The sequence below is a fragment of the Deltaproteobacteria bacterium genome (assembly GCA_020845895.1).
Taxonomy (GTDB): domain Bacteria; phylum Lernaellota; class Lernaellaia; order JACKCT01; family JACKCT01; genus JADLEX01.
In genome coordinates this window covers 13382-36078 of the sequence record JADLEX010000032.1, presented here as the reverse complement: position 1 = coordinate 36078, position 22697 = coordinate 13382, and the positions used below count along the sequence as shown (strand labels likewise).

General features: G+C 64.6%; 23 protein-coding genes. 20 read left to right on the top strand and 3 right to left on the bottom strand.

Annotation, left to right across the window (positions count from 1 at the left end; all coding sequences use genetic code 11):
* The first annotated feature begins 6 nt into the window (after positions 1–6).
* The 18 genes from IT350_03980 to IT350_03895 all read left to right on the top strand — a co-directional run bounded on the left by IT350_03980 (position 7) and on the right by IT350_03895 (position 17249).
* The gene (locus IT350_03980; protein MCC6157187.1) at positions 7–528 is read left to right on the top strand and encodes a hypothetical protein; all 522 of its coding nucleotides are present in this window, start codon (positions 7–9) and stop codon (positions 526–528) included.
* A gap of 164 nt (positions 529–692) precedes the next feature.
* A complete protein-coding gene (locus IT350_03975) occupies positions 693–1184 on the top strand; it encodes a hypothetical protein (protein MCC6157186.1) in 492 nt (163 codons plus the stop codon).
* Positions 1185–1411: 227 nt separating this feature from the next.
* The gene (locus IT350_03970) at positions 1412–1840 is read left to right on the top strand and encodes a hypothetical protein (GenBank protein ID MCC6157185.1); all 429 of its coding nucleotides are present in this window, start codon (positions 1412–1414) and stop codon (positions 1838–1840) included.
* 141 nt (positions 1841–1981) lie between these two features.
* Positions 1982–3892, top strand: coding sequence for a DNA mismatch repair endonuclease MutL (gene mutL, locus IT350_03965; protein ID MCC6157184.1), 1911 nt, complete (start codon positions 1982–1984; stop codon positions 3890–3892).
* On the top strand, positions 3889–4881 hold the full coding sequence (meaB, locus tag IT350_03960) for a methylmalonyl Co-A mutase-associated GTPase MeaB (GenBank protein MCC6157183.1): 993 nt from the start codon (positions 3889–3891) through the stop codon (positions 4879–4881). The genes mutL and meaB overlap by 4 nt, the downstream gene beginning before the upstream one ends.
* A 15-nt stretch (positions 4882–4896) precedes the next feature.
* On the top strand, positions 4897–6462 hold the full coding sequence (locus IT350_03955) for a hypothetical protein (GenBank protein MCC6157182.1): 1566 nt from the start codon (positions 4897–4899) through the stop codon (positions 6460–6462).
* A 16-nt stretch (positions 6463–6478) separates the two neighbouring features.
* A complete protein-coding gene (gene miaA, locus IT350_03950) occupies positions 6479–7429 on the top strand; it encodes a tRNA (adenosine(37)-N6)-dimethylallyltransferase MiaA (protein ID MCC6157181.1) in 951 nt (316 codons plus the stop codon).
* Positions 7426–8517 carry a histidinol-phosphate transaminase gene (gene hisC / locus IT350_03945; GenBank protein ID MCC6157180.1) on the top strand — a complete coding sequence of 364 codons (1092 nt, stop codon included), beginning with the start codon at positions 7426–7428 and terminating at the stop codon, positions 8515–8517. The genes miaA and hisC overlap by 4 nt, the downstream gene beginning before the upstream one ends.
* Positions 8514–9809 carry a 3-phosphoshikimate 1-carboxyvinyltransferase gene (aroA, locus tag IT350_03940; GenBank protein ID MCC6157179.1) on the top strand — a complete coding sequence of 432 codons (1296 nt, stop codon included), beginning with the start codon at positions 8514–8516 and terminating at the stop codon, positions 9807–9809. Before hisC ends, aroA begins: the two co-directional genes overlap by 4 nt.
* On the top strand, positions 9806–10498 hold the full coding sequence (locus IT350_03935) for a (d)CMP kinase (GenBank protein ID MCC6157178.1): 693 nt from the start codon (positions 9806–9808) through the stop codon (positions 10496–10498). Before aroA ends, IT350_03935 begins: the two co-directional genes overlap by 4 nt.
* Before the next feature lie 224 nt (positions 10499–10722).
* A complete protein-coding gene (locus IT350_03930) occupies positions 10723–12453 on the top strand; it encodes a 30S ribosomal protein S1 (GenBank protein MCC6157177.1) in 1731 nt (576 codons plus the stop codon).
* A gap of 22 nt (positions 12454–12475) precedes the next feature.
* Positions 12476–13366, top strand: a complete 891-nt coding sequence (gene sppA, locus IT350_03925; protein MCC6157176.1) for a signal peptide peptidase SppA — start codon at positions 12476–12478, stop codon at positions 13364–13366.
* A gap of 31 nt (positions 13367–13397) precedes the next feature.
* A complete protein-coding gene (locus tag IT350_03920) occupies positions 13398–13745 on the top strand; it encodes an integration host factor subunit beta (protein MCC6157175.1) in 348 nt (115 codons plus the stop codon).
* A gap of 19 nt (positions 13746–13764) precedes the next feature.
* Positions 13765–14277 (top strand): metallophosphoesterase family protein, encoded by a 513-nt coding sequence (locus IT350_03915; GenBank protein MCC6157174.1) that lies wholly within the window; start codon positions 13765–13767, stop codon positions 14275–14277.
* Positions 14274–14774, top strand: coding sequence for an HIT domain-containing protein (locus IT350_03910; protein MCC6157173.1), 501 nt, complete (start codon positions 14274–14276; stop codon positions 14772–14774). Before IT350_03915 ends, IT350_03910 begins: the two co-directional genes overlap by 4 nt.
* A gap of 27 nt (positions 14775–14801) precedes the next feature.
* Entirely contained in the window at positions 14802–15284 is a 483-nt protein-coding gene (locus IT350_03905) for a hypothetical protein (GenBank protein MCC6157172.1), read from the top strand.
* Between the two features lie 7 nt (positions 15285–15291).
* Positions 15292–16344: a tetratricopeptide repeat protein gene (locus IT350_03900; GenBank protein ID MCC6157171.1), complete on the top strand. Its 1053-nt coding sequence runs from the start codon at positions 15292–15294 to the stop codon at positions 16342–16344.
* Positions 16341–17249: an SUMF1/EgtB/PvdO family nonheme iron enzyme gene (locus IT350_03895; protein MCC6157170.1), complete on the top strand. Its 909-nt coding sequence runs from the start codon at positions 16341–16343 to the stop codon at positions 17247–17249. Before IT350_03900 ends, IT350_03895 begins: the two co-directional genes overlap by 4 nt.
* On the opposite strand, the gene IT350_03890 is transcribed toward IT350_03895, so the two are convergent.
* Positions 17246–18805: a phosphodiester glycosidase family protein gene (locus IT350_03890; protein ID MCC6157169.1), complete on the bottom strand. Its 1560-nt coding sequence runs from the start codon at positions 18803–18805 to the stop codon at positions 17246–17248. The genes IT350_03895 and IT350_03890 overlap by 4 nt on opposite strands.
* A gap of 47 nt (positions 18806–18852) precedes the next feature.
* On the opposite strand from IT350_03890, the gene IT350_03885 reads away from it, so the two are divergent.
* Positions 18853–19233 carry a septal ring lytic transglycosylase RlpA family protein gene (locus IT350_03885; GenBank protein ID MCC6157168.1) on the top strand — a complete coding sequence of 127 codons (381 nt, stop codon included), beginning with the start codon at positions 18853–18855 and terminating at the stop codon, positions 19231–19233.
* 4 nt (positions 19234–19237) lie between these two features.
* On the opposite strand, the gene IT350_03880 is transcribed toward IT350_03885, so the two are convergent.
* Positions 19238–19630 (bottom strand): hypothetical protein, encoded by a 393-nt coding sequence (locus IT350_03880; protein MCC6157167.1) that lies wholly within the window; start codon positions 19628–19630, stop codon positions 19238–19240.
* A gap of 152 nt (positions 19631–19782) precedes the next feature.
* Between IT350_03880 and IT350_03875 the strand changes: the two genes are divergently transcribed.
* On the top strand, positions 19783–22074 hold the full coding sequence (locus IT350_03875) for an HDIG domain-containing protein (GenBank protein MCC6157166.1): 2292 nt from the start codon (positions 19783–19785) through the stop codon (positions 22072–22074).
* A gap of 26 nt (positions 22075–22100) precedes the next feature.
* On the opposite strand, the gene IT350_03870 is transcribed toward IT350_03875, so the two are convergent.
* Positions 22101–22670, bottom strand: coding sequence for a VOC family protein (locus IT350_03870; protein ID MCC6157165.1), 570 nt, complete (start codon positions 22668–22670; stop codon positions 22101–22103).
* Positions 22671–22697: the final 27 nt, after the last annotated feature.

Below are 22697 nucleotides of genomic sequence, written 5' to 3'. Positions count from 1 at the left end.
AGAGTCATGACTGACGTCATTCGAATTCGCTGCAGCGTCGTCGCCTTCGTAATATTAGCACTTGTCTTCGTCACCTGTCGGGGTGCCGATGAGGACGCAGAATCGGAGAAAATCCCGCCTTGCGGTTCGGTGGCTGTTTTCGACGATCTCACGGTCGAGGTTGAGTTGAACGAGTCCGCCGTGGCATGTGTCGAAGCGGGAGTAGGTATCGAAGTTATTGCTGCCCGATATTCCGCGGATTTCCAAAGATATGAACTTGAAGGAACCTTCGACGGGGCAGACGCGAGAGCCTTCCTGTATCCTGTCACCGACCCAAAGGGACGGCGATGCTATATGAAGTTGGTCGACGGACCGTTTCGAGCAGCCATAGAATATCGTAAGTGTCTCGAAGGGGTTTCGTTTGCCGTCTTGAATGAGATCCCGAAGAGTGATTCTCCCTCCTCCTATGAAGAACACGTGCTGTGTCGATTCGGCTTCGACAACAGCGAGGCGGAGTGCGAGGAGCAGCCGGCTGGAGAGGACGACTGAAGTCGCCGTGGCGTGGTTCTGGGAGGCGAACGATCGCACCGACGCCAACGGACCGTGCCGCCACGGCGCGACGAGCTGCGCGCCGAACGATCCCACCTACCTGTATTACCGGTAGGAGGGAAAAAGCAATGAAGAACCAACCAGGCGTTTGCGCATGGCGGTTTTTGCTCTTCGCCATCGCCCTTTGCTTCGCTGCGTGCGATTGCGACGACAACGGTACGGATTCTCAGGACGACAAACCCGCTCCCTGCGAGTCAACGCCACAATTCGACGATTTGACGAGCGGCGAATACGAGTCCTATGGCGAGTTGTGCAGCGAGGCCGGAATCGACATCGGCGTGCTGGAGTTCGGTTATTCCGAAGAGCGGAAACGGTTTCGGCTCCGCGGAACCTACGCCAGCATCGATGCACCACACTACGTCTTCGGCCAAAACGCCGACAAGAAATGGTGCTTCGTGGAACTGGACGGCGGCTCTTTTGAAATCGGGGTGGCATACGAACACTGCACCGACGAGTTCTCCTTGGACATCATGTCTGAAAAGCCGACTCGTTTTCGGGGCACTTGGTCGGCGATGAATGTCGTCTGCCCGTTCTCCGTGCGGATGTTGCCGTTCCCTTCGGACTGCGAAGAACAACCGGCCGGAGAGGACGACTGACGTAGCTGTGGCACGGTTGTGGGAGGCAAATGACCGCATTGACGCCGCCAGGTCGTGCCGACATGGCGCGGCGAGCGGCGCGCCGAACGAACGCGTTTCCGGAAAAATCTCTGGGGAATGGCTTTTCCTGACCCGAAATTTTTGCGGGCGTGGGTTGCCATGATGGATGGGATCTGATAGAAACCGGTCAAATTTCGTGGGTCCAATCCGGTCCCGTGGGAGAGCCGATGCAATCTCGTTACATGGTCGTCGCCGCCGTTTTCGCCTTCGTGGCCAGCTTGGCCGTCGTTTCCTGCACGGGAGACGAATACGACCAGCAGACCCGACCGATCAACAACGACGAGGACGACCACGCCAAGGATCGCGCGGGGGATCAGCGCTGCGACGCATACGACTACGTCATCACGGACTGCTTCGACGCCTGCAACTGCTGCATTCCGTATGACGGCAACGAACCCGCGCCCGGGTCCGACCCCCTCGGCCAGTGCATCCAGTACTGCGACGGCGTGCTGATCAAGATCGACGACGTCGAAAACCCGACGAAGACCGACATCGACAACTTCAAGGAGTGCGTCGTCGGGTGCTTCTCGATCTGCGGCAAGGACGACAAGGACATCGCCTGCTGGGACGAGTGCAAGGGTTATCTCGGCGAATAACGCCGACTGTCCGAGTCCCGACTCGGTTGTTACCGACCTTCCTACCCCCGCTCCGGCGGGGGTTGTTTTTTTTCAGCGAAGCGACTTGCGTCGTCGCCCGTTTGAGGGCACCCTTCGCCCTCCCCGATTGAAGATTTCACGATGACCGCAAAGATCCGCATCCTTTCCGAAACCGTCGCCAACATGATCGCCGCCGGCGAGGTCGTGGAGCGGCCGGCGTCGGTGGTGAAGGAGCTCGTCGAAAATTCGCTCGACGCCGGGGCGCGGCGGATTCTCATCGATGTCGAGCACGGCGGAAAAAAGTCGATCCGCGTGGTGGACGACGGCGCCGGCATGAGCCCCGAGGACGCCCTGCTCGCCCTCGAACGCCACGCGACCAGCAAGATCCGCAGCGAGAAGGACCTCTTTTCGGTCATGACGATGGGGTTTCGCGGCGAGGCCGTCCCCGCCATCGCCAGCGTCTCGCGTTTCATCCTGCGGACGGCCACGCCCGGCGCGGCGATCGGGACGCGGATTTTCGTCGAGGGCGGCACGGTCATGGACGTCGCAGAGGAGGGTGTGCCCGCCGGGACCGACATCACCGTCGCGGACCTGTTTTTCATCACCCCCGCGCGGCGCAAGTTCCTGCGTTCGCCGGAAACCGAACTTACGCACCTGATCGAAATGCTCACGCGCCTTGCCCTGCCCCGCACCGGGGTGTTTTTCCGCCTCCGCGCCGACGGAAAGACGCAGTTGCAGGTCTCCGAAGCCGCGAGTTTTCCCGAGCGGATCGCGCAGCTCCTGGGCGAGGACGCGACGGTCGGTCTCGTCCCCGTCGATCATGAAACCTCGATGTTTCGGCTTCGCGGGTTCGTGTCGAGCCCGAGCACCACGCGCTCCACGGCGAGTCACCTGTTCGTGTACTGCAACGGGCGATTCCTGCGCGATCGGCTTCTCACGCACGCCATCAACACGGGATATCGCGGCCATGTGCTCCGAGGGCGTTACCCCGTCGTGGTGCTCGACATCGAGATCGGGCCTGAACTCGTGGACGTGAACGTGCACCCGACGAAGTCGGAGGTCCGGTTCCGCCAGCCGTCGGGCGTGTACGAGGGCATCGTCGCGGCGATCGACCATGTGCTGCGCGAGCGGTTCGGCTCGACCGAAACCGCGTTCGGCCTGCCGTCCGCGCCGACGACCGACGGCCGCCCCGTCGTGCCCGCGACCTGGATCGACGAGTTCGCGCGAACCGAAAGCCCATCCGACGCCGGCACCGATCCCCCGCCGCCGCAATCCTTCGAAGCGGCTCGCGAGCGCGACCGCGTGATCGACGCGATCGATCGGCTCGGCATGTCGCGGACCACCTCGTTTCTCGATCCGCCGTCTGTGCCCGGCACGCGCACGGTCGAGGTCGTGGACCGGACACGCGGTGAGGACGAGGCTGAGGACTTCGGGCGAACGAGCGACGACCTCGGCGAGGGGATCTTCGGACCCATGTCGATCGTGGGGCAGGTGTTCGACAACTACATCGTGTGCGAGACGCGTCAGGCGGGCGGACTCCTCGTCATGATCGACGCCCACGCCGCGCACGAGCGCATCCTCTTCGAAAAACTCAAGGGCGACTATTTCGCGACGCGCATTCCCGTGCAGGCGCAGCTCATTCCGATCACGCTGAACCTGCGACGGGTGGAGGCGGCATCCTTGTTGAAAGCGATCCCGGCTTTGACTAAAGTCGGCATCGAAGTGGAGCCGTTCGGCGGCGAGACCTTCCGGATCACGGCGATTCCCACCATCTTGTCCGCGGGCGAGGCCGAAGCGGCGGTGCGGGAATGTGTCGAGCGGTTTCTGGAGTCCGGGCAGACCGCCGGGCTGGACCACATCGCGGATGATTTCCTGTCGGTCGTCGCTTGCCATTCGGCGGTGCGTTCGGGTCAGGAATTGACGACCGCCCAGATGCGGGAGATTCTGCGCGGCCTCGACCGGATCAAGGGGCCGGGTAGTTGCCCCCACGGGCGACCAACGGCATGGACGATCCCGCTCCTCGAGATCGAGAAGAGGTTCAAGCGAAAATGAGCGTGGACGATCTCATCACCCGATTGCTGGACGGCAATCGCCGCGCGCTGGCGAGGCTCATCAGCCTCGTCGAGTCGCGTGCGGTCGACGTCGCGGCGGTCATGTCGCGTCTGTTTCCGCACACGGGGCGGGCCGACATCCTCGGATTCACGGGCCCTCCCGGCGCGGGCAAGAGCACGCTGGTCGACAAGGTCACCGAGTATTACCGGCGCGCGGGCAAGACCGTGGGCGTTGTCGCCATCGATCCCAGCAGCCCGTTTTCGGGCGGGGCGCTGCTGGGCGACCGCATCCGCATGCACCGACACTCGCAGGATACGGGCGTGTTCATCCGCTCGCTCGGCACGCGGGGTTCGCACGGCGGACTCTCGCGCTCAACGCGCGACACGGTGCGTCTGATGGACGCCGCGGGGCTCGACATCGTGATGATCGAAACCGTCGGCGTCGGGCAGACCGAGCTGGACATCATGGAGGTCGCGCATACGACGACGGTGGTGCTCGTGCCCGAGTCCGGCGATGTGGTGCAGACGATGAAGGCGGGGCTCACCGAGATCGCCGACATCTTCGTCGTCAACAAATCCGACCGCGACGGCGCCGACATCATCGAAAAAGAACTCGTCGGCATGATCGAGCTCAACCCGCCCTCCGCGTGGAAGATCCCGGTTCTGAAAACGCAGGCCACCAAATCAGTCGGCGTCGAGGACTTGTGCGCGCGCATCGACGAGCACACGACGATGGTCAAGGCGGGCCGCGTCGAACGTCGACGCCGGAAGCTGACGGCCGACAAAGAGATGGTCGAGATTCTCGCGGGACGCCTCGAGGACGGGCTCATGCGCGCGATGAACGAGCGCGACGACGGCGTGGGCCGGATTGTCCACGACGTGCTCGCCGGGCGCGAGAACCCGTACGCGGCGGCCGCGTCGCTGTCGGCCGACCCCGAACTGCTGCGGCGGATTTTCGCCGTCCCCGCAAACCCAACCCCGAACCCGTAGAGCCCGGAGATCGACGTGCGCATTCGGATCGCCGCAGTCCTTGCGTTTGTTCTCCTGGCCGTGCTCCCGGGTTGTCCCGAGGAGCCGGGCGACGAGGACGAGAAGCTCCCCGACATCAACGGACCACTGACTCCCGAAGATCTCCGCGTCTGGAATCAGTCGGATTCCATTCGCATCGAGTGGGTGCAGCCGCGCAAGAACGACAGCATCTTCAATCGTGATCTTCTCGGTTTTTTGATTCTCCGTGCCGAGGGAGAGGCCGATCACACGCAGCCCTCGCGCGAAGATCGTTTCGAGGAGGGAGACGCGCTCGGTACGCAAACCGCCATCGCCGTGATCGAAACGGAACCGGTGGGAGACCTGGAGCGGGAGTTCTATTTCATCGACGATACCGTGACGCCCGGTGTCACCTATCACTACCAGATCTTCAGCTTCGACGAGATGCCGAACTACTCCGATCCCATCCCGTTCGAGGCGACCGCGGGCGGTCTCGCGCAAGCCCGGCTCACGCACGCGCAGACCTTGCTCGATGACGGTCGGCTGCTGCTGACGGGCGGCGTGGGATTCGGCGGCCCGCTCGATTCCGCGGAAGTTTTCGATCCGGCCACGGGGGAGTTTTCGCTACTCTCTGACCGCATGGCGAAAACGCGCTTCGGCCATGCGGCGACGCTGCTGGCCGATGGCAGAGTTCTCGTCACCGGCGGATACGAAGAAGGCTTCGCTGCGATCCTCGACTCCGCGGAAATCTTCGACCCCGCGACCGGCGTGTTTCGGCTGCTCAAGGCCGACATGATCCACGGGCGGGCGCTGCACTCCGCGACATTGCTCCCCGATGGGACCGTGTTGATCGTGGGCGGTACCGACGGCACGTTGGGATTTGAGTTCGCGGAGATCTTCGACCCGGCAACGGAAACCTTCACCGCTGTCGCGGACACGATGACAACGCCGAGATTCGCCCATACGGCCACGCTGATGACGGGAGCGCAGAGCGGGCGCGTACTGATCGCGGGCGGACTCGACGGCTTCGCCACGAGCGAAACCGCGACGTGGTACACGGTGGCCACGAAGGACTTCGGCCGCTTCGTCGCCGTGCCCGACGACGAGGAAGACCCCATGGCGCGGGGACGGATGTATCACTCGGCCACACTGACAGGCGACGGCACGGTCGTCTTCGCGGGGGGTTTCTCGGGCGAAACCTCGGCGGGCGACCCCATCGACTCGATCGAGGTGTTCGATCCGGCGACCGGATTGTTCGAGGAGGCGGCGACCCTCTCCCGCGCGCGCTCGGGCCATCAAGCCGCGCTGGACGCCGACGGCCGCGTCGTGATCGTCGGCGGCATCGACCCGGCTCTCGAAATCCTCGACACGTCGGAGATCTACGATCCCATCGCGGCGCAGGTGCTCCCCGGACCAATGCTGAACGTGGCGCGCACCGTGGCGCAACTGTCCGTCCTGGACGACGCGCGCATGTTCGTCAGCGGCGGCAACGCAAGCAGCGATCCGTTCCTTCCCGCGCCGCTGTCCACCGCGGAGATTCTGGAGCCGGGCGCGTCGACGTGGTCGCTCTGGCCCGCGCCGTGACGGATCGGCCCGGCCGATGGACGCCCGAATCCCCATCGTTATCATCCACGGCGAAACCGCGACCGGCAAAACGCGGCTCGCGGTGGAGCTTTGCGAGGGCTTCGGCGCAGAGGTCGTCAACGCCGATTCGATGCAGGTCTATCGCGGCATGGACATCGGCACCGCCAAACCGACGGCGGAGGAACGCGGGCGCGCCGCGTTTCATCTCATCGACATCGCAGATCCGATTGTGGCCTATTCCGCGGGAAAGTTTCGCGACGACGCCGACCGTGCAATCCGCGAGATTCACGCGCGCGGTCGGTTGGCGATCGTGGCGGGCGGCACGATGATGTATCTGAAAGTCCTCACGTCCGGCCTCATCGACGGACCGCCGCTCGACCGGGCGTTCCGCGACGAGCTCAAGGCGCGGGAAGCGCGAGAGCCGGGATCGCTTCACGCGCGTCTGACGGAGGTCGATCCCGAAAAGGCCCGCGAACTTCCCCGCCGCGATTCGATTCGCATCATCCGCGCGCTCGAAGTTTATCGCGCGACGGGAATGCGCCTGTCCGAGATGCAGCAGGCGCATCGTTTCGCGGACAAGCCTTACGACGTGCTCAAGGTCGGAATCCGGCGTGAGGGCGACGATCTGCGAGAGCGAATCGAACGCCGCGTGCGCGAGATGGTGGCGGCGGGATTCGTGAACGAGGTCCGCAATCTCTTGGCGCTCGGCGTGACGCGCGAGACGCCTTCGATGGGGGCGGTCGGCTACCTCGACATGATCGCGCACATCGAGGGCGAGTTGACGCTCGAAGAGGCGATCACGAACACGATTCAAAAGACCGTGCGTCTGGCAAAGAAACAGCGCACCTGGCACCGGGCCGATTCTGAGATCCGTTGGTTCACGCTACCGGGCGAAAGAAACGACGTATTTCGAACCGTCGCGGATTGGCTCGCCGATCGACGTTCGAACGGGGAGATGTCGGCATGACGTGGCGAAACCCCGTCCTCGACCTCATCCCCGATTACGTAGCGGGCAAACCCGCCGAGGAACTCGCGCGCGAAAAGGGGCTATCGCGCGTGCTCAAGATCGCGAGCAACGAAAACCCCCTCGGGCCTTCGCCGCGCGCGATTCGCGCCCTTCGTGAGGCCGCGTTGCGCGCGCACGTCTACCCCGACGATCACTGCCGCGATCTCGCGGGCGCGGTGGCCGCGCGCCTCGGCGTGTCGGCGGACATGCTGCTCTTTGGGACGGGCTCCGACGACGCGATGCACCTGGCGACCTGGGCGTTCGGCGAGCCGGGGCGAGCGGCGCTCGTCCCCTCCCCCGGCTTCGGCGGATATCCGATCTTCGCGCACAGCTTCGGCCTGCGTCCCGTGCCGGTGGAATTGCCGAATCGCGAGTGGGATCTGAACCGTTTTCTCGACGCAGCCAGACGCGAACGGGCCGCCGTGGTGTATCTGGCGTCGCCCAACAACCCCACGGGCACGGGACTGCGTCACGCGGATGTCGCGAGCTTTTGTGAAGCGATCGGCGGCGACGTGCTCGTCGTGCTCGACATGGCGTATCGCGAATTCGATCCCGATCCCGATGCACCCGACGACGTCGCGATCGTGCGGGCGTTCAGTCACGTCGTCGCGTGCCGGACGTTCTCGAAGGCTTACGGCCTCGCGGGTTTGCGGCTCGGGTTCGCCATCGCGTCGCCGGCGCGCATCCGAGACATGAAGCGAGTGCGAACGCCCTTCGCGGCGAACGGCGTCGCCCTCGACGCCGCCCTCGCCGCGCTCGGGGACGCCGATCATCTCGCGAAATCCGTGCGTCTGGCGCGCGACGGAGTCGCGTGGTGGACCGAGCGCCTCGCCGCGCGCAACATTTCCGTCACGCCCTCGCGCGCGAACTTCGTGATGGCGGACTTCGGCCGCGACGCCGCACCGATCTACAGCGGCCTGCTCGATCGCGGCGTCATCGTGCGCCACCTCAAGTCGTTCGGCGTACCGACGGCCCTTCGCATCACCGCCGGGCTTCCGGACGACAACGAGTTCGCGCTCGCCATGCTCGACGAGGTTCTGGGCACATGACCGAAACCCTGATTCCGCACCTGCCTTTCTTTCACGGCGTCGTGCGGGTGCCCGGCGACAAGAGTCTCGGCCACCGGGCGCTGATGCTCGCGGCGCTCGCCGCGGGTGTCAGCATCATTCAGAATCTTCCCTCGGGTGCGGACGTGCGGGCGACTCGTCACGTCCTCGAACAGCTCGGAACGCGGATCGAGGATCTCGAAGACGGCAGCGTGCGCGTGCATGGCGCGGGCGGTCGATTCGACACTCCGACCGGGCCGGTCGATTGCGCAAACTCAGGCACGACGATGCGTCTCATGGCCGGGATCTGCGCGGGCGCGGGCGTTCGCGCGCGGCTCGTGGGTGATGAATCCCTCATGAAACGGCCGATGGAGCGCGTCGCCGCACCGCTGCGCGAGATGGGCGCGGACGTGAGAACGCAGAGTGGGAAGCCGCCGCTCGACATCTGGCCCGACCGATCCCCCGTGGCCTTGCGCGCCGGTGCGTTCGAGACGAGCGTTGCCAGCGCGCAGGTCAAGTCCGCCATTTTGCTCGCGGGCCTTTTCGCGGGCGGCCGAACGTCCGTGCACGAACCGTCTCGAAGCCGCGATCACACCGAGCGTTTTTTGCGCCACCTCGGACTGACGTGCGCGTATTCCGGAACTCGGGTCGAGATCTGCGGCCCGGCTCGCCCCGCGCCCTTCACGTTCCAGGTTCCCGGCGATCCCTCGTCCGCGGCGTTTCCCGCGGCCATCGCCGCGATCCGGCCCAATTCGCGGGTGCGGATCGCCGGCGTGCTCGCAAATCCGTTGCGACTCGGATTTTTCCGGGCGCTCGAACGAATGGGCGCGACCGTGGATTACAGCGCGTCCGTTCCGTGCGGCCCGGAGGACGTCGCGGACATCACGGTATCGTCGGCACCCCTGAAAGGGGTCGAGATCGTCGGCGATCTGGCGCTCGACGCCCTCGACGAACTGCCACTCCTCGCCCTGCTCGGTGCGTTCGCAGCGGGCAAAACGGTCATCCGCGACGCGGCGGAACTGCGTCACAAGGAAAGCGACCGCGTGGCCTCGACCGCCGCGATGATCCGCGCACTGGGAGGGCGTGTCGATGAGCGCCCCGACGGCTTGATCGTCGAGGGCGGGCTGGAACTTCGTGCGGGGGTCATCGATGCCGGGCGCGACCACCGAATCGCGCTGTGCGGCGCGGTGGCGGGCACGCACATCCCCGGCGTGCGCGTCCGCAATTTCGATATCTCCGAGGTCAGTTATCCGGGATTCCTCGGCATCCTGAGGAACGCGGCGGAGGAAAGATGAGGACGCGGCCGATCATCGCCATCGACGGGCCGTCGGGCGCGGGCAAGAGCACCGTCAGCCGGCGCGTCGCGACGGAACTGGGATTTACCTACATCGACACCGGAGCGATGTATCGGTGCGTCGCCCTGCTGGCCAAACGCGGCGGCTTGCCCGTGGCGGACAGCCCTGCATTGCGAGAACTGCTCCGCCCGATCCGGATCGAGTTCGGCGCGGCTTCCGGCGGCGAGCAGCGCGTGCTGTGCAATGGCGAGGATGTGAGCGCGGCCATCCGCGAGCACGAGATCAGCGGACTCGCGTCGGCGCTCTCGGCTCTGCCGGTCGTCCGTGAGCGGCTCGTCGAACTCCAGCGCGAGATGGGTCGCGACGGCGGCGTCATCATGGAAGGCCGCGATATCACGACGAATGTCTTCCCCGATGCCGAGTTGAAGGTCTTCCTGACGGCATCGGCCGATGAGCGTGCAAAACGGCGTCACTTGGAACTCGCGGCGAAGGGCGACGCGCCGGACCTCGCGTCCGTCCTGCGGGATCAGGCGCGCCGCGACGAAGCAGACTCGACGCGCGCGGCGAATCCGCTACGCCGGGCCGACGACGCCCTGTTCATGGACACGTCCGTCATGGACATCGGGCTCGTCGTCTCCAATATCGTGCTGCTCGCCCGCAAGATCATGCAAGGCCGCGAACGCGCTTGATTTTTGGATACCGAGCGGATAGAATCCGCCCGCCTTTCACGGGCACACGCGTAAGTTATTGATTATTAGGGGTTTTCATACGCGTCGGCGCGCGAGTTTCGCGCGAGGCGCGTATTCGTCCGCGAAACGGCGCGCCGCCGACGGCGACCCGAACCACGACCGAAACGAAAGGGCTTGCCGCTCTTTCGATTTGGAATATATGCCAGAAAGGGGACCCGAGTTTCATGTCGAACGTGACACCTTCCACCCAACCTCAAGAGGAGCTCTCCTTCGCCGAGCTTCTTGAGAGCAGCGAGATCAACAGCAAGCGAGAGGGCGAAGTCGTCCGGGGTAAGATCATTGCCTTGCACGGCGACCAGGTCGTCGTGGACATCGGATACAAATCCGAAGGCGTGATCGACATTTCGGAATTTCGCGCCACGGACGGCGGTTACCGCGTCAATGTCGGCGACGAGGTCGATGTCCTGCTCGAGGAGCAGGAGGACGAGGACGGCACGATCGTTCTCTCCAAGGAAAAAGCCGACAAGATGAAGATCTGGGACGAGATCAGCGAAGCCTACGAGCGCGACGGCGTGGTCGAAGGCCGGATCATCTCCCGCGTCAAGGGCGGCCTGAACGTCGATATCGGCGTCCGCGCCTTCCTGCCGGGCTCCCAGGTCGATCTGCGCCCCGTCCGTAATCTGGACAAGCTGATCGGCGAACTCACCAAGTTCAAGATCCTCAAGTTCAACAAGCGCCGCGGAAACATCGTGCTTTCGCGCCGCGCTCTGCTCGAAAAAGAGCGCGAGGTCGAGCGCGCCAAGACGCTGGAGCGCTTGCAGGAAGGCGCGACCCTCGACGGTCAGGTCAAGAACCTCACCGATTACGGCGCATTCATCGATCTGGGCGGCATCGACGGACTGCTGCACATTACCGACATGTCCTGGGGCCGCGTGAATCATCCGTCGGAGATGTTCGAGATCGGCCAGGACGTGAAGACGATCGTGCTCAAGTACGACCCCGAGCGGCAGCGCGTGTCGCTGGGCCTCAAGCAGATCCTGCCCGACCCGTGGCAGCAGGTCGAGGAAAAATTCGCGATCGGCCAGCGGATCGAGGGCAAGGTCGTCAGCCTCGCCGACTACGGTGCCTTCGTGGAACTCTCCGAAGGCATCGAGGGCCTGATTCACGTCTCCGAGATGAGCTGGACCAAGAAGATCAAGCACCCGAACAAGGTCGTGCAGGTCGGCGACGTGGTCGAGTCCGTGATTCTGGACGTGAACAAGGAAAACCGCAGGATTTCGCTCGGCCTCAAGCAGCTCGAGCCGAATCCGTGGGACGTGATCGAACAGAACTATCCGGTGGGCACGCACATCGTGGGCTCGATCCGCAACATCACCGATTTCGGCATCTTCGTCGGAATCGACGAGGGCATCGACGGCCTCATCCACATCAGCGACATTTCGTGGTCGCAGCGCGTCAAGCATCCCGGCGAGCTGTACAAAAAGGGTCAGGAAGTCGAAGCCATCGTGCTTTCCATCGACCGCGAGAACGAGCGGTTCTCGCTCGGCATCAAGCAGATCATGGAAGACCCGTGGGTCCGCGTGCCGCAGCGTTACCACGTGGGCGATATCGTCGCGGGCGACGTCATTCACATCACGGATTTCGGCGTCTTCGTGAGCCTCGAGGACGGCGTCGAGGGTCTGATCCACATTTCCGAGCTGTCGGCGAAGAAGGTGGAAAACCCGGCCGATGTCGTTTCGCTCAACCAGCGCGTGACCGCCGAGATCATCAACATCGACACGAAGGAGCGGCGTATCCGCCTGTCGATCAGGTCGATCGAGTCCAACGACACCAAGTCGGATCTCGCGTCGTTCCTGGAAAAGCAGGGCGATTCGCGCGCGCACATGGCCGATCTGCTCGTCGTGGCGTCGACGCCGGAAGATGAGCCGGTCGCCGAGGAGACGGACGGGGAGTAGCCCCGCCCGCACCGGAGTCAGGATGCGAACCCGTACGGTCCTCCTCGGCTTTGCGCTGGGGACCGTTCTTATTCTCATGGTCTTCGGCACGGTGACCCTGATCGCGGTCACCGTGCCGCAGTCCAGTCGTATCTCTTTTTCCAGCAATGCCGTCGGAGTCATCGACGTGTTCGACGTCATCACCGACAGCCGTCGCGTGCTGGAGGAACTCGCCGAATACCGCGACGACTCGTCGGTGCGCGCCATCGTGGTCCGAATCGACTCCCCGGGCGGAGCGGTCGGCCCTTCGCAGGAAATCTATTCCGAGATCGTCCGCACGAAGCAAACCAAGACCGTGATCGCCTCGCTCGGCGGCATGGCCGCCTCGGGCGGCTATTACATCGCCTGCGGTGCGGACATGATCGTCGCCAATCCCGGAACGTTGACCGGCTCCATCGGCGCGATCATGGAGTTCATGAATCTGGAAGAGCTGTACAAGTGGGCCCGCGTCCAGAACGTCGTCGTGAAAAGCGGGCGCTACAAGGACATGGGGTCCACCAATCGTCCCCTGTCGGCCGAGGAACAGGCGCTTTTGCAGGATATGGTGGACGACGTTCTGGGGCAATTTGTCGAGGCCATCGCGCAGGGCAGAAATCTCCCCGCCGATCAGGTCCGCGCCATCGCGGACGGGCGCATCTTTACCGGGGCGCAGGCACAGAAACTCGGGCTCGTGGACCGGCTCGGAAATTTCAACGACGCCATCGATGCCGCGGCGGAAATGGCGGGAATCGAGGGTCGGCCCCGCGTGATCCGCGTCAAACCCAAACCCGTGGATATCCTCGACCTGCTGCTCGACAGCGTGGCCTCCCGGTTCTGGCAATCGGTGGAAAAGGCCCGGGTGCGGGCGATACGGCCCTGGAATCTCCAGTCGTGATCGGGTCTCTTTCGTGGGAGGAACTTCGGCCATGACAAAGTCCGAATTGATCGAAATGGTGGCGGACCACATTCCCGGCGAACGCAAAAAAGACGCCGAGGTCATCGTCAACGCGGTTTTCGATCGCATGGTCGAGGCCCTGCAGCAGGGCGACCGCATCGAGATCCGCGGATTCGGCAGTTTCCACCTGCGCCAGCGGCGCGAGCGCGTCGGGCGCGATCCCAAGACCGGATCGCAGGTCGAGGTCGCGGCGAAAAAAGTGCCGTTCTTCAAGGTCGGCAAGGAGCTTCGCCTGCGCGTGGACGGCCAGTGGACGGGTCCGCGCCCCGAATTCGGCTCGATCCTCGACGTCGACAACGAACCCGACCAGAAACCCTGAGGTCTTCGAGAGCCTCGGCGTGACGCGCATCGGCGTCATATCGGATACGCACCTCAGCCTGACGCAAGACCTGCGCCCCCTGGCCCGTCTCCTCGCAAACGTCTTCGACGGCGTCGAACTCATCCTGCACGCCGGAGACATCACCGACCCGGATATCTTCTTCGAGTTGTTCGCGGACATGCGCGTGCTCGCCGTCGCGGGAAACATGGATCGCTTCAGGGACGACGCGTTGTCGCCTCCGACCCGCACCGTTCACGTGGACGGCGCAACGATCGCCGTCGCGCACGGCCACGGATACTCGGGATCGCTCCCCGACGCCCTGCTCCCCGTCTTCCCCGGCGCCGACGCGATCGTCTACGGACACACGCACGTGGCCCTGTGCGAGCGTCGCAAAGGTGTGTTAGTGTTCAACCCCGGCTCACCCCTGCGTCCACGCGACCATCGCGGAGGATCGGTCGGCATCCTGACCGTGAAAGACGGACGCGTGGACGGCGAGATCGTGGAACTGCGTTCGTTGCGGGGAACTCGATGAATCGAATCTGGGCGCCATGGCGAATCCCCTACCTGAAGGGACCGCGCGAAGCCGGCTGCATTTTCTGCGACAAACCCCGCGTGACGCGCGACCGGGAGAATCTGATTCTGCATCGCGGCCGTGAGGTGTTCGTCATCATGAACCTGTATCCGTACTCCAACGGACACGTGATGATCGTTCCGTACGGGCACACGGACTCGGTGGAGGCGTTCTCGGCGTCGGCGGCGACGGAAACCTTCGACCTTATCCGGCACGTGCAAAAAATCCTGATTCGCATTATGAAGCCCCAGGGCTTCAATATCGGCATCAACATGGGCAAACCGGCGGGCGCCGGCATCGACGAGCACATCCACCTCCACGTCGTTCCCCGTTGGAACGGCGACACGAATTTCATGCCGGTTCTCGCGGACGTGCGGGTGATCTCGGAGCACATCGAGGACACCTACGGCCAGATGAAGCCGTTTTTCGAGGATTTTTCCCTGGTCGACGCCGAATAGGGCGCGAACCCGACGAGAGGATTGGGGATGCGGGTCATCAAGGTATTCATTGCCCTGCTGTGCGCGGTGTTTTTCGGGTTCGTGATTCATTTCAACTGGGCGTGGCTGAATCACGCCGAACCCATCGTCATCTTTTCGTACGTGCAGACGCATTCGGTCGAACCGGATGAGCCCGCCGCCGACTCCGACGCCTCGGCTGACTCCGATGCCTCGACGTCCGCGGACTCCGAATCCGGCGGCGCCGCCGGAGCGGGAACAACGCAGGTCGAGCGGCGCATTCAGACGATTCCGATGCCCATGTGGGCGTACCTGCTGATTGCCCTCTTTCTCGGCGCGCTGTTCATGCTGGTCGGATCGCTCCGCGAAATCCTGCTCACCCGGCGCGAACGCCGCCGTCTCGCCCGCGAGCGAAAGGACCTCGTGGAACGCTACGGGCAACTGCGCGGCGCCGACGATCAGGACGTCGCCTACAACGTGGGCGATTCCGGCCGCGACGAACTGCGCCCCTGAGGACTCCGTGCTTCGCGCATGCATCATTGCATTCGCCGCTGTGCTGACCCTTGCCGCGGCGAGCGCGGCCTGGGCGGGGGAGTCCGACCTCGAACGACTCCTCGCGGAGCAGATCCGCAGCGGTTTTGAGTCCGGCCGTATCGAACCTGCCGGCCGCGACCTCGACGAATTCACCCGCAAATTTCCCGACTCGCTCGAAACACCGAAACTGAAACTGCTTCAGGCGCAACGGCAGACGGATCTTTTCGCCGCCATGCCGCTCTATCGCGCTTTGGTCGAGTCGCGACCCGACTCGCCGGAAGCGGCGACGGCGCGGCTCGATCTCGCGGGGCTTTATCTCAACACCGGAAACGCCATGGCCGCCCTCAAGGAAGTCGACGCCCTGATCGCCGCCAAGCCGTCCCCCGCGGATTCCGCGAAAGCCCGCTGGATCGCCGCCCGGGCGAACGCGTCGCTGGGCCGGCACGCCGCGGCGGCCGAGCACTACGCGGCGCTCATCGCACTCTATCCGGACTCCGAGCAGATTCCCGCCGCCATGCTCGGGCTCGCCGAGGCGCGCCTGCAACTCGGTCAGGCGCCGGAGGCGCGGTCGATGTTTTCGCGCCTGCTGGAAAAGCACGCCGCCGCGATCGACGCGCCGCGCGCGGGTTTCGGTCTTGCGCAGGCGATGGAGCGCGCGGGGGATCGTCGCGGCGCGATCGGCGTTTATCGCAGAATCGTCGAGCAGGCTCCGGCCAGTCCGTATGCCGCTTCGGCCCGGGAACGCCTGACGGATCTCGACGCGAATCCCGACGCCCGCGCATCCCGGTCCATGCGCCTGACGCGGGAGCAGTTCACCGTGCGTCTCGGCGTTTTTCCGAACGCCGAAGCCGAGCGCACCGCCGCCCAGTTCGTGCAGCAGGGCTTCAAGACGATCGTACGCCCCGTGGACGACACACGGACCGAGGTGTTGGTCGGGGAATTCGGAACGCAGTTACAGGCGAATTTTTTCGCCGAGGAACTCGCCAACAAATTCGGTCGCGCGCTTGAGGTCGTCCCGCTCGTCGAGGGGACTCCATGATTCGTCGCGCGCTCCTCGTGTCGATCGCGATCGTCCTGCTCACCGCGGCATGCTCGAAGCTGCCGGACGATGATGGGGACTGGGATCGCGACTACGGCCCCGCCGCCGCGTCGGGACTGATCGTCATCCCGGCGGGAACGTTCTGGATGGGCGCCGACTCGGACCCCGAATGGGACCTCTTCTCGCCCGGCGTGGACGAAGGATTTTCGGACGAGCACCCGGTGCACCAAGTGGACCTTCGCGCGTACGCGATCGAGCGGACCGAGGTCTCGAACGCGCAGTATCGCGCGTGCGTCGATGCGGGCGCGTGCGACGATCCGCACGATGGCGCCTCGCGAACGCACGCGGATTACTACCTGAATCCGTCATTTGGTGCCTATCCCGTCGTCCACGTCTCGTGGCATCAGGCGGCGACATACTGTGCGTGGCTGGGACGTCGCTTGCCCACCGAAGCCGAGTGGGAAAAGGCGGCGCGTGGCCCCGGCGTGCGGCGGTACCCTTGGGGCGACGAGCCTCCCGACTGCCTGCGCGCGAATCTCCGTCTTGCAACCGCGGGATACGATGCCGGCGGGAAGGTGATCGTCGACGACGAAGGGTGCGTCGGAGACACCCAACCGGTAGCGGACTACGACTACGGCGCGTCCCCCTACTCGGTCCAGAATCTCAGCGGAAACGTCTTCGAGTGGGTCGCCGATTATTACGCGGCCGACTACTACGATGACGCGATCTGGCCGGGCAACTCGACCGATCCGGTCGGCCCCCAGACGGGGATTCGGCGTGTGATTCGCGGGGGGTCCTTCATGACGGTCGCGACGCTCGGTCGCACCGCGTATCGCAACGCGCTGCTGCCGGAGAGTTTCACGTCGGACCTCGGGTTTCGCTGCGCCGCCGACGTGACCGACTAGGCTTTTACACTTCGGAACGCGAGGACGCTGCGGATCGGCCGCGTCGCCGCGCCGACCACGCCGTCGTCGCCCCGCACGATCATGCCCACGCCGCCGCCGCCGTCGAGATTCATCGCCTGCACGCACCCCAGATCGAGCATCAATCTCGCCAGCGAATCGAGATTCATCCCGACCGAGTGCTTGAAGTCTCGCCCTTCCACCGCCACGATCACCACCTGATGATCTTCGGTCACGCCCGCGGCCAGGCGCGGCGCGAAGCTCTGGGCAAAAAAGCCGAACGGATGAAGCGCCTCGGGAATGGCATTCTCGCCGTAGTCGCCCTGCGCCCAATCGACGGACGATTTTCGCGCGGCGAGAATCATCGGTCCCCCGGCCACCGCGCCGACCACGCGGCCGACGCCGGGGATGGTGGGGAGATCGAATTCCCATTCGTCGCCCATCGAGACCAGTCCCCTATCCGGGACGACTGAACCCGGGTGCATCGCCACGGCGATCCCGCCGAGCGGAATCGCCACGCCGTCGTTCATTGCGGTCTCCACCACGCGCCGTCCGTAGACGGCGAACGCGATCGGCGCGACCGGTGTTCGCGCTCCGTGCAACGAATTGTAGAAGACGATATCGCCGGGATTCAGTTGGGGCCGGTTCACGAGCCGAGCCGCGAGCTTCATGTTCCCCCGCCGCATCGTCACGCCCTTCAGGCCGACAACGCGCAGGTGAACGTGAAACTGCTCATCCTGCAGCAGGGCGGGGCGGCGATAAATCGGCGGCGTCAACACGACGCCGTCGCGCACGGCCAGTCCCGCCGGGTCGCCGAGTGCGCCATGAGGCGCGCCGGGCACCTCCGAGTAGAGGTAATAGCCGCCGTTCGTCGCCGCGACGATATTCGAATCCGCGCTCAGCACCGCGCTCAGCGACCGGCCCTCGGGTCCGGGCCAGGACGGCTCGATCCGCCACTTCCGCGACGCGAAACGCAGCGCTCCGAGACGCACCGGGCCCGAACGCGTCATGACCGACCATCGGGCCGCGAAGACGTCACGGTCCACGAGTTCCCACTCCACGTCCGCGGCGCGAACGCGTTTGACCCGGCCCGCCGCGTCGTACGCGAAGTGAAGTCGCGCAAACGCCGTGTGCGCGAAGTCGAGCAGATCGCTCGCCCGCCACGAAACCGCCTCGGGGTGCGCGGCGAGCTGGTCGGCGAGCGCGACCGCGAACCGCCCGACGACCCGCGCGGCGAGCGCGGGTTCGGGGTGACGCCGCAGGCGTTCGTACGACTTGCGGACGCGCTCCATGCGCGCAAACAAACCCTCGCGACGCTCCGGGTCGTTCACGACCTGCAGAACACGCGTCCACGCGCCGATCCAATCCGGTTCGTTCTGAATCGGCGTCCACGACCCGTTGGTTTCCCGATCGTCGAACGCGTTGCCGTAATCGAGAATGAGACGCGATACGTGGACGTTGGCGGCGACCGGATCGGCGCCTTCCAGGTCCCTCGCTTCCGCCACGAAATGCGTCAGAATGAACCGGGGGAACCGATGCGCGACCGGTTTTCTTGACACGCTTTTCGATTTCCCCGCAGGATCGCCGTCAGATGCCGACACGTTCAATGCTCCCCATCTGTTTCGCTCTGCTCGTCACCGTCGTATCGGCCTGCGCGCCGCGATACACCGTGCGCGAGCGGTCCGAGGGCTGGAGCCAGTCCGGCACCGCGTGCTGGTACGGCACGGAGTTTCACGGCCGGCGCACGGCCGGCGGCGAAATCTTCGACCAGAACAAGCTCACCGCCGCGCATCCCTCGCTGCCGTTCGGAACCATCGTGCGCGTCACGAATACATCCAACGATCAGTCGGTGCTCGTGCGCATCAACGACCGCGGGCCGTGGAAACGCGGGCGCATCATCGACTTGTCGAGGGCCGCCGCCGAACAGATCGACATGGTCAATGCCGGGCTCGCCGAGGTCGAGATCGAGGTCGTTCATACGCCGTGACCGATCAATGGGACGCGTCGCAAAGGCCGAGCGACTCCAGATAGTCGTGATCTTCCTCCGTCACGCAGTACGCTTGGTCGAATGATCCGATTTCGCAATCGTCCACGCACGAATACCCGTCGGGGCACTGCGTATCGAGGTCGCACAGTTCGGTGCAATACGATTCCGGCGTCGTCCGCCCCACGCACACCCACGACACGCACGTCGCCTGATTCTTGTCGTAGCACCACCCGTCCTCGCCGCCGACGCACGCCCCCTCGCAGGCCTTGCCGACGTCCTGCGTCGCGCCGACGCCCGTGCCCGTGCCCTGCGGACCGTCCGATCCGCAGGCCACCAGCCACGCCGTGCCCGCGAGCACCAGCGCCGCGACGACGAATTTCCAGTTGTGACGGAACATTCCCCGGATGACTCCCCGACGACGTGCCCAATTCGCCGCGCATCTTCGCGGCGGCCCGCCGTTCCGTCAATCGCCGAGAACCGGCGCGTCGGCGCGGCTTGCCCGTATCGAGCCGGCTCGGTTAAGGTAGCCGGGCAGGATTTCGAACACGAATGAGCAACTCAACCCCACCGCCCGAATCCGGCGCTTTGGCCGCGAACGCCGGAGATTCGCGCGCCAAATTGCGCCTCGGCCTCGTGATCCTCGGGCTCTCGCTTCTCATCGGGCTGTTGATTTCGCAGGGTTTGGTGACGGGGACGGCCGTGCTTCGCGAGGGCACTTACGCCCGCAAGAGCGTCCGCGCGCCGGCCGACTTCGAGATCGAGGACGAAGCGGCGACCGAAACGAAAAAGCGCGAGGCGATGACGGCCGTCCCGATCGTCTTCGATCATGACCCGGAACTTTTCGAAAAGGCGAGGCTGCGCGTTCAGGGCGCGTTCGTCGAGATTCAATCCGCTTACGTGACCGACAGCGCGGGCGAAGAGGCCATCCGATCGCGCGCGCGCCGATTCGCCGCCGAACTCGGGATCTCGCTTCAGGACGCGGATTTCGAGCGGCTGCATGCGATTCGCTTTTCCCAAACGCTCGCCGACGAGATCCTTCGCGTTTTGGAAAAATTGGGATCGCTGCGCGTCGTGGAAGATCGCGCCGAGTTCGCCGAGACGCTTCGAGGATTCGATCAGGATCCGGAAAAGGCGCAGATTCACGTCCGAAACGTCCTGACGCAGGATGAGGCGCTGGCCTCGGCCGCGCAGGGCGTCGTGGACATGATCGGCGCGCGCGAAGCCGCGGAGACGCAGGCGGTCGCGACTCTATCCGATGCTCACGGGGAGTTTTCCGACTTCGCGACGCAGGTCCTGAAGAGCCAGATTCGCCCGAATCTGACGCTCAACCGCGAAATGACCGAGGATCGTCGCCGGGCCGCCGCGGCCGCCGTTATCCCGGTCAAACTCGTTTACAAGAAGAATCAACTCATCGTGGGCGAAGGCCGGGTCGTCACGGGCGAGCACGCGCTCGTCATGCGCTGGCTCGCCAGGCAGGAGTCGCGCAAGACCGCCCTGCCCCGGTGGATCGGCGTGTCGGTGCTGATCGCGCTGCTGATCTTCTTTTCGTTCACCATCGCCGACATCAACTTGCCCGACTTCGATATGACGAACCGCGACTTCGTGTTCCTCGGCGTCATGTTGATCGTGTCTCTCGCGCTGTTTCGCCTGTTGTTGTTTCTCGGCAGTCTTCTCGCGGAAACGTACGTCGTTTTTCCGTCCGCGGCGATGCTGTTTCTCTATCCCGCCGCCTTCGCGCCGATGCAGGTCCGTTTCGTCCATCGGTTCGAGATCGCGCTCGTTTTTTGCGTCGTGTTCGCCCTGGTTGCGGCGTTGATCTCACCGTTCGAAATCCCGATGTCCGTCTATCTGTTCGTGTCATCCGTCGTCTCGCTTCACGCCGTCGGCCGGGCACACCGACGTGCCGACGTCATCCAGGCGGGCGTGACGGTCGGACTCGTCAACGTCGGGATGGTCGGCTGCTGCCTGTTGCTGGGATTCGCCGTCGAACACGCGGTCGCACTTTTTATCACCGCCTTCGCCGGCGGACTGCTGGCGTCGCTGTTCGTCATCGCCTTCTCGCCGATCGTCGAATACGCCTTCGGTTACACGACGCCGGTTTCGCTGCTCGAACTCGCCAACTACGAGCACCCCCTGCTCCGCGAAATCATGACGAAGACCCCGGGCACCTTTCAGCACTCGGTGACGATCGGCTCGCTGGCCGAGGCCGCCGCGGAGCGCATCGGCGCCAACGCCCTGCTCTGCCGGGTCGGCGCGCTGTTTCACGACGCGGGCAAGAGCGCGAATCCCGACTATTTCGTCGAAAACCAGGCCGCCTCGAATCCGCACGACGCGGTAAACGATCCTTATCACAGCGCGGACATCATCAAACGGCACGTTTCGGACGGCGTGGAACTCGCGCGCACCCATCGGCTGGGCGAGCGGATCATCGACTTCATCCGCGAGCACCACGGCACGGGCAAGATCGCGTTTTTCCTCGCGAAGGCGGTCGAACAAGAAGGCGGCGACGTAAGCCGCGTGGACGTCTCGCGTTTCACCTACGACGGTCCCCGACCGCGTTCGAAGGAAACCGGGATCATGATGTTCGCCGACGCGGTCGAGGCCACCAGCCGCTCGCTGAAGGACCGTTCGCCCGAGGCGCTGCGTGACATGATCGACCGGACCACGAGCCGGATTTTGCTGTCGGGGCAGCTCGATGATTGCCCGCTCACGCAAAGCGATCTCGCGCGGATCACCGACGCGTTCGCACACGTTCTCGCGGGCATCCACATCAATCGCATCGATTACAGATCCGCGAAAAACATCAACTTCGACGAGCGCCCGGAAACCGGACCGCGATAAGGCCGGCGCGGGAAGATCCCGTTGGATCAGCGCACGGGGGGCCCGGTCCCCTGAGGCAAATCGGAACACGACATCGCGGTCCCCACGAGTGCGTGGGCGCGCCGGCGGCGCGACCGACCGAGCCACAACCTCGCCGGCAGCGCGATGCGCGACAGGCGCGCCGTCCAGCGATTCTCCTCGATGAGTTGGAGGACGACGCCGTCGGGGTCACGGACGAATGCGATTCTTTCTCCCGTCGGCGTTTGAAACGGCGCGGCGACGATCTCCACCCCGTCCAGTTCGAGCCGTTTGCCCAGTTCGTCGAGGTTCTCCACGCCGAGGCCAAGGTGCTGGAACCCGGGCCGGTCGAACTGGAGATCGGGCCGTGAATTCTTTCCCGAAGAGAACTGATGAAGGTCGAGGCGATGCCCGCGCTCCGTAAATAGAAGCGCCGAACGCACCGTCACGCCGACGATGCCGAACATGCGGTATGCCGCCTGCTCATCGAGGGCGAGCGTGTCGTCGTGGATCAGACCGAGCTCGCGCGTATAAAAACGCACGCTCCGCTCCAGATCCTTGACGGTCAGCGCGACGTGATGCTGCTTCGAAACGGACATGCCCGGACAAACCCCTCGAAATTCATC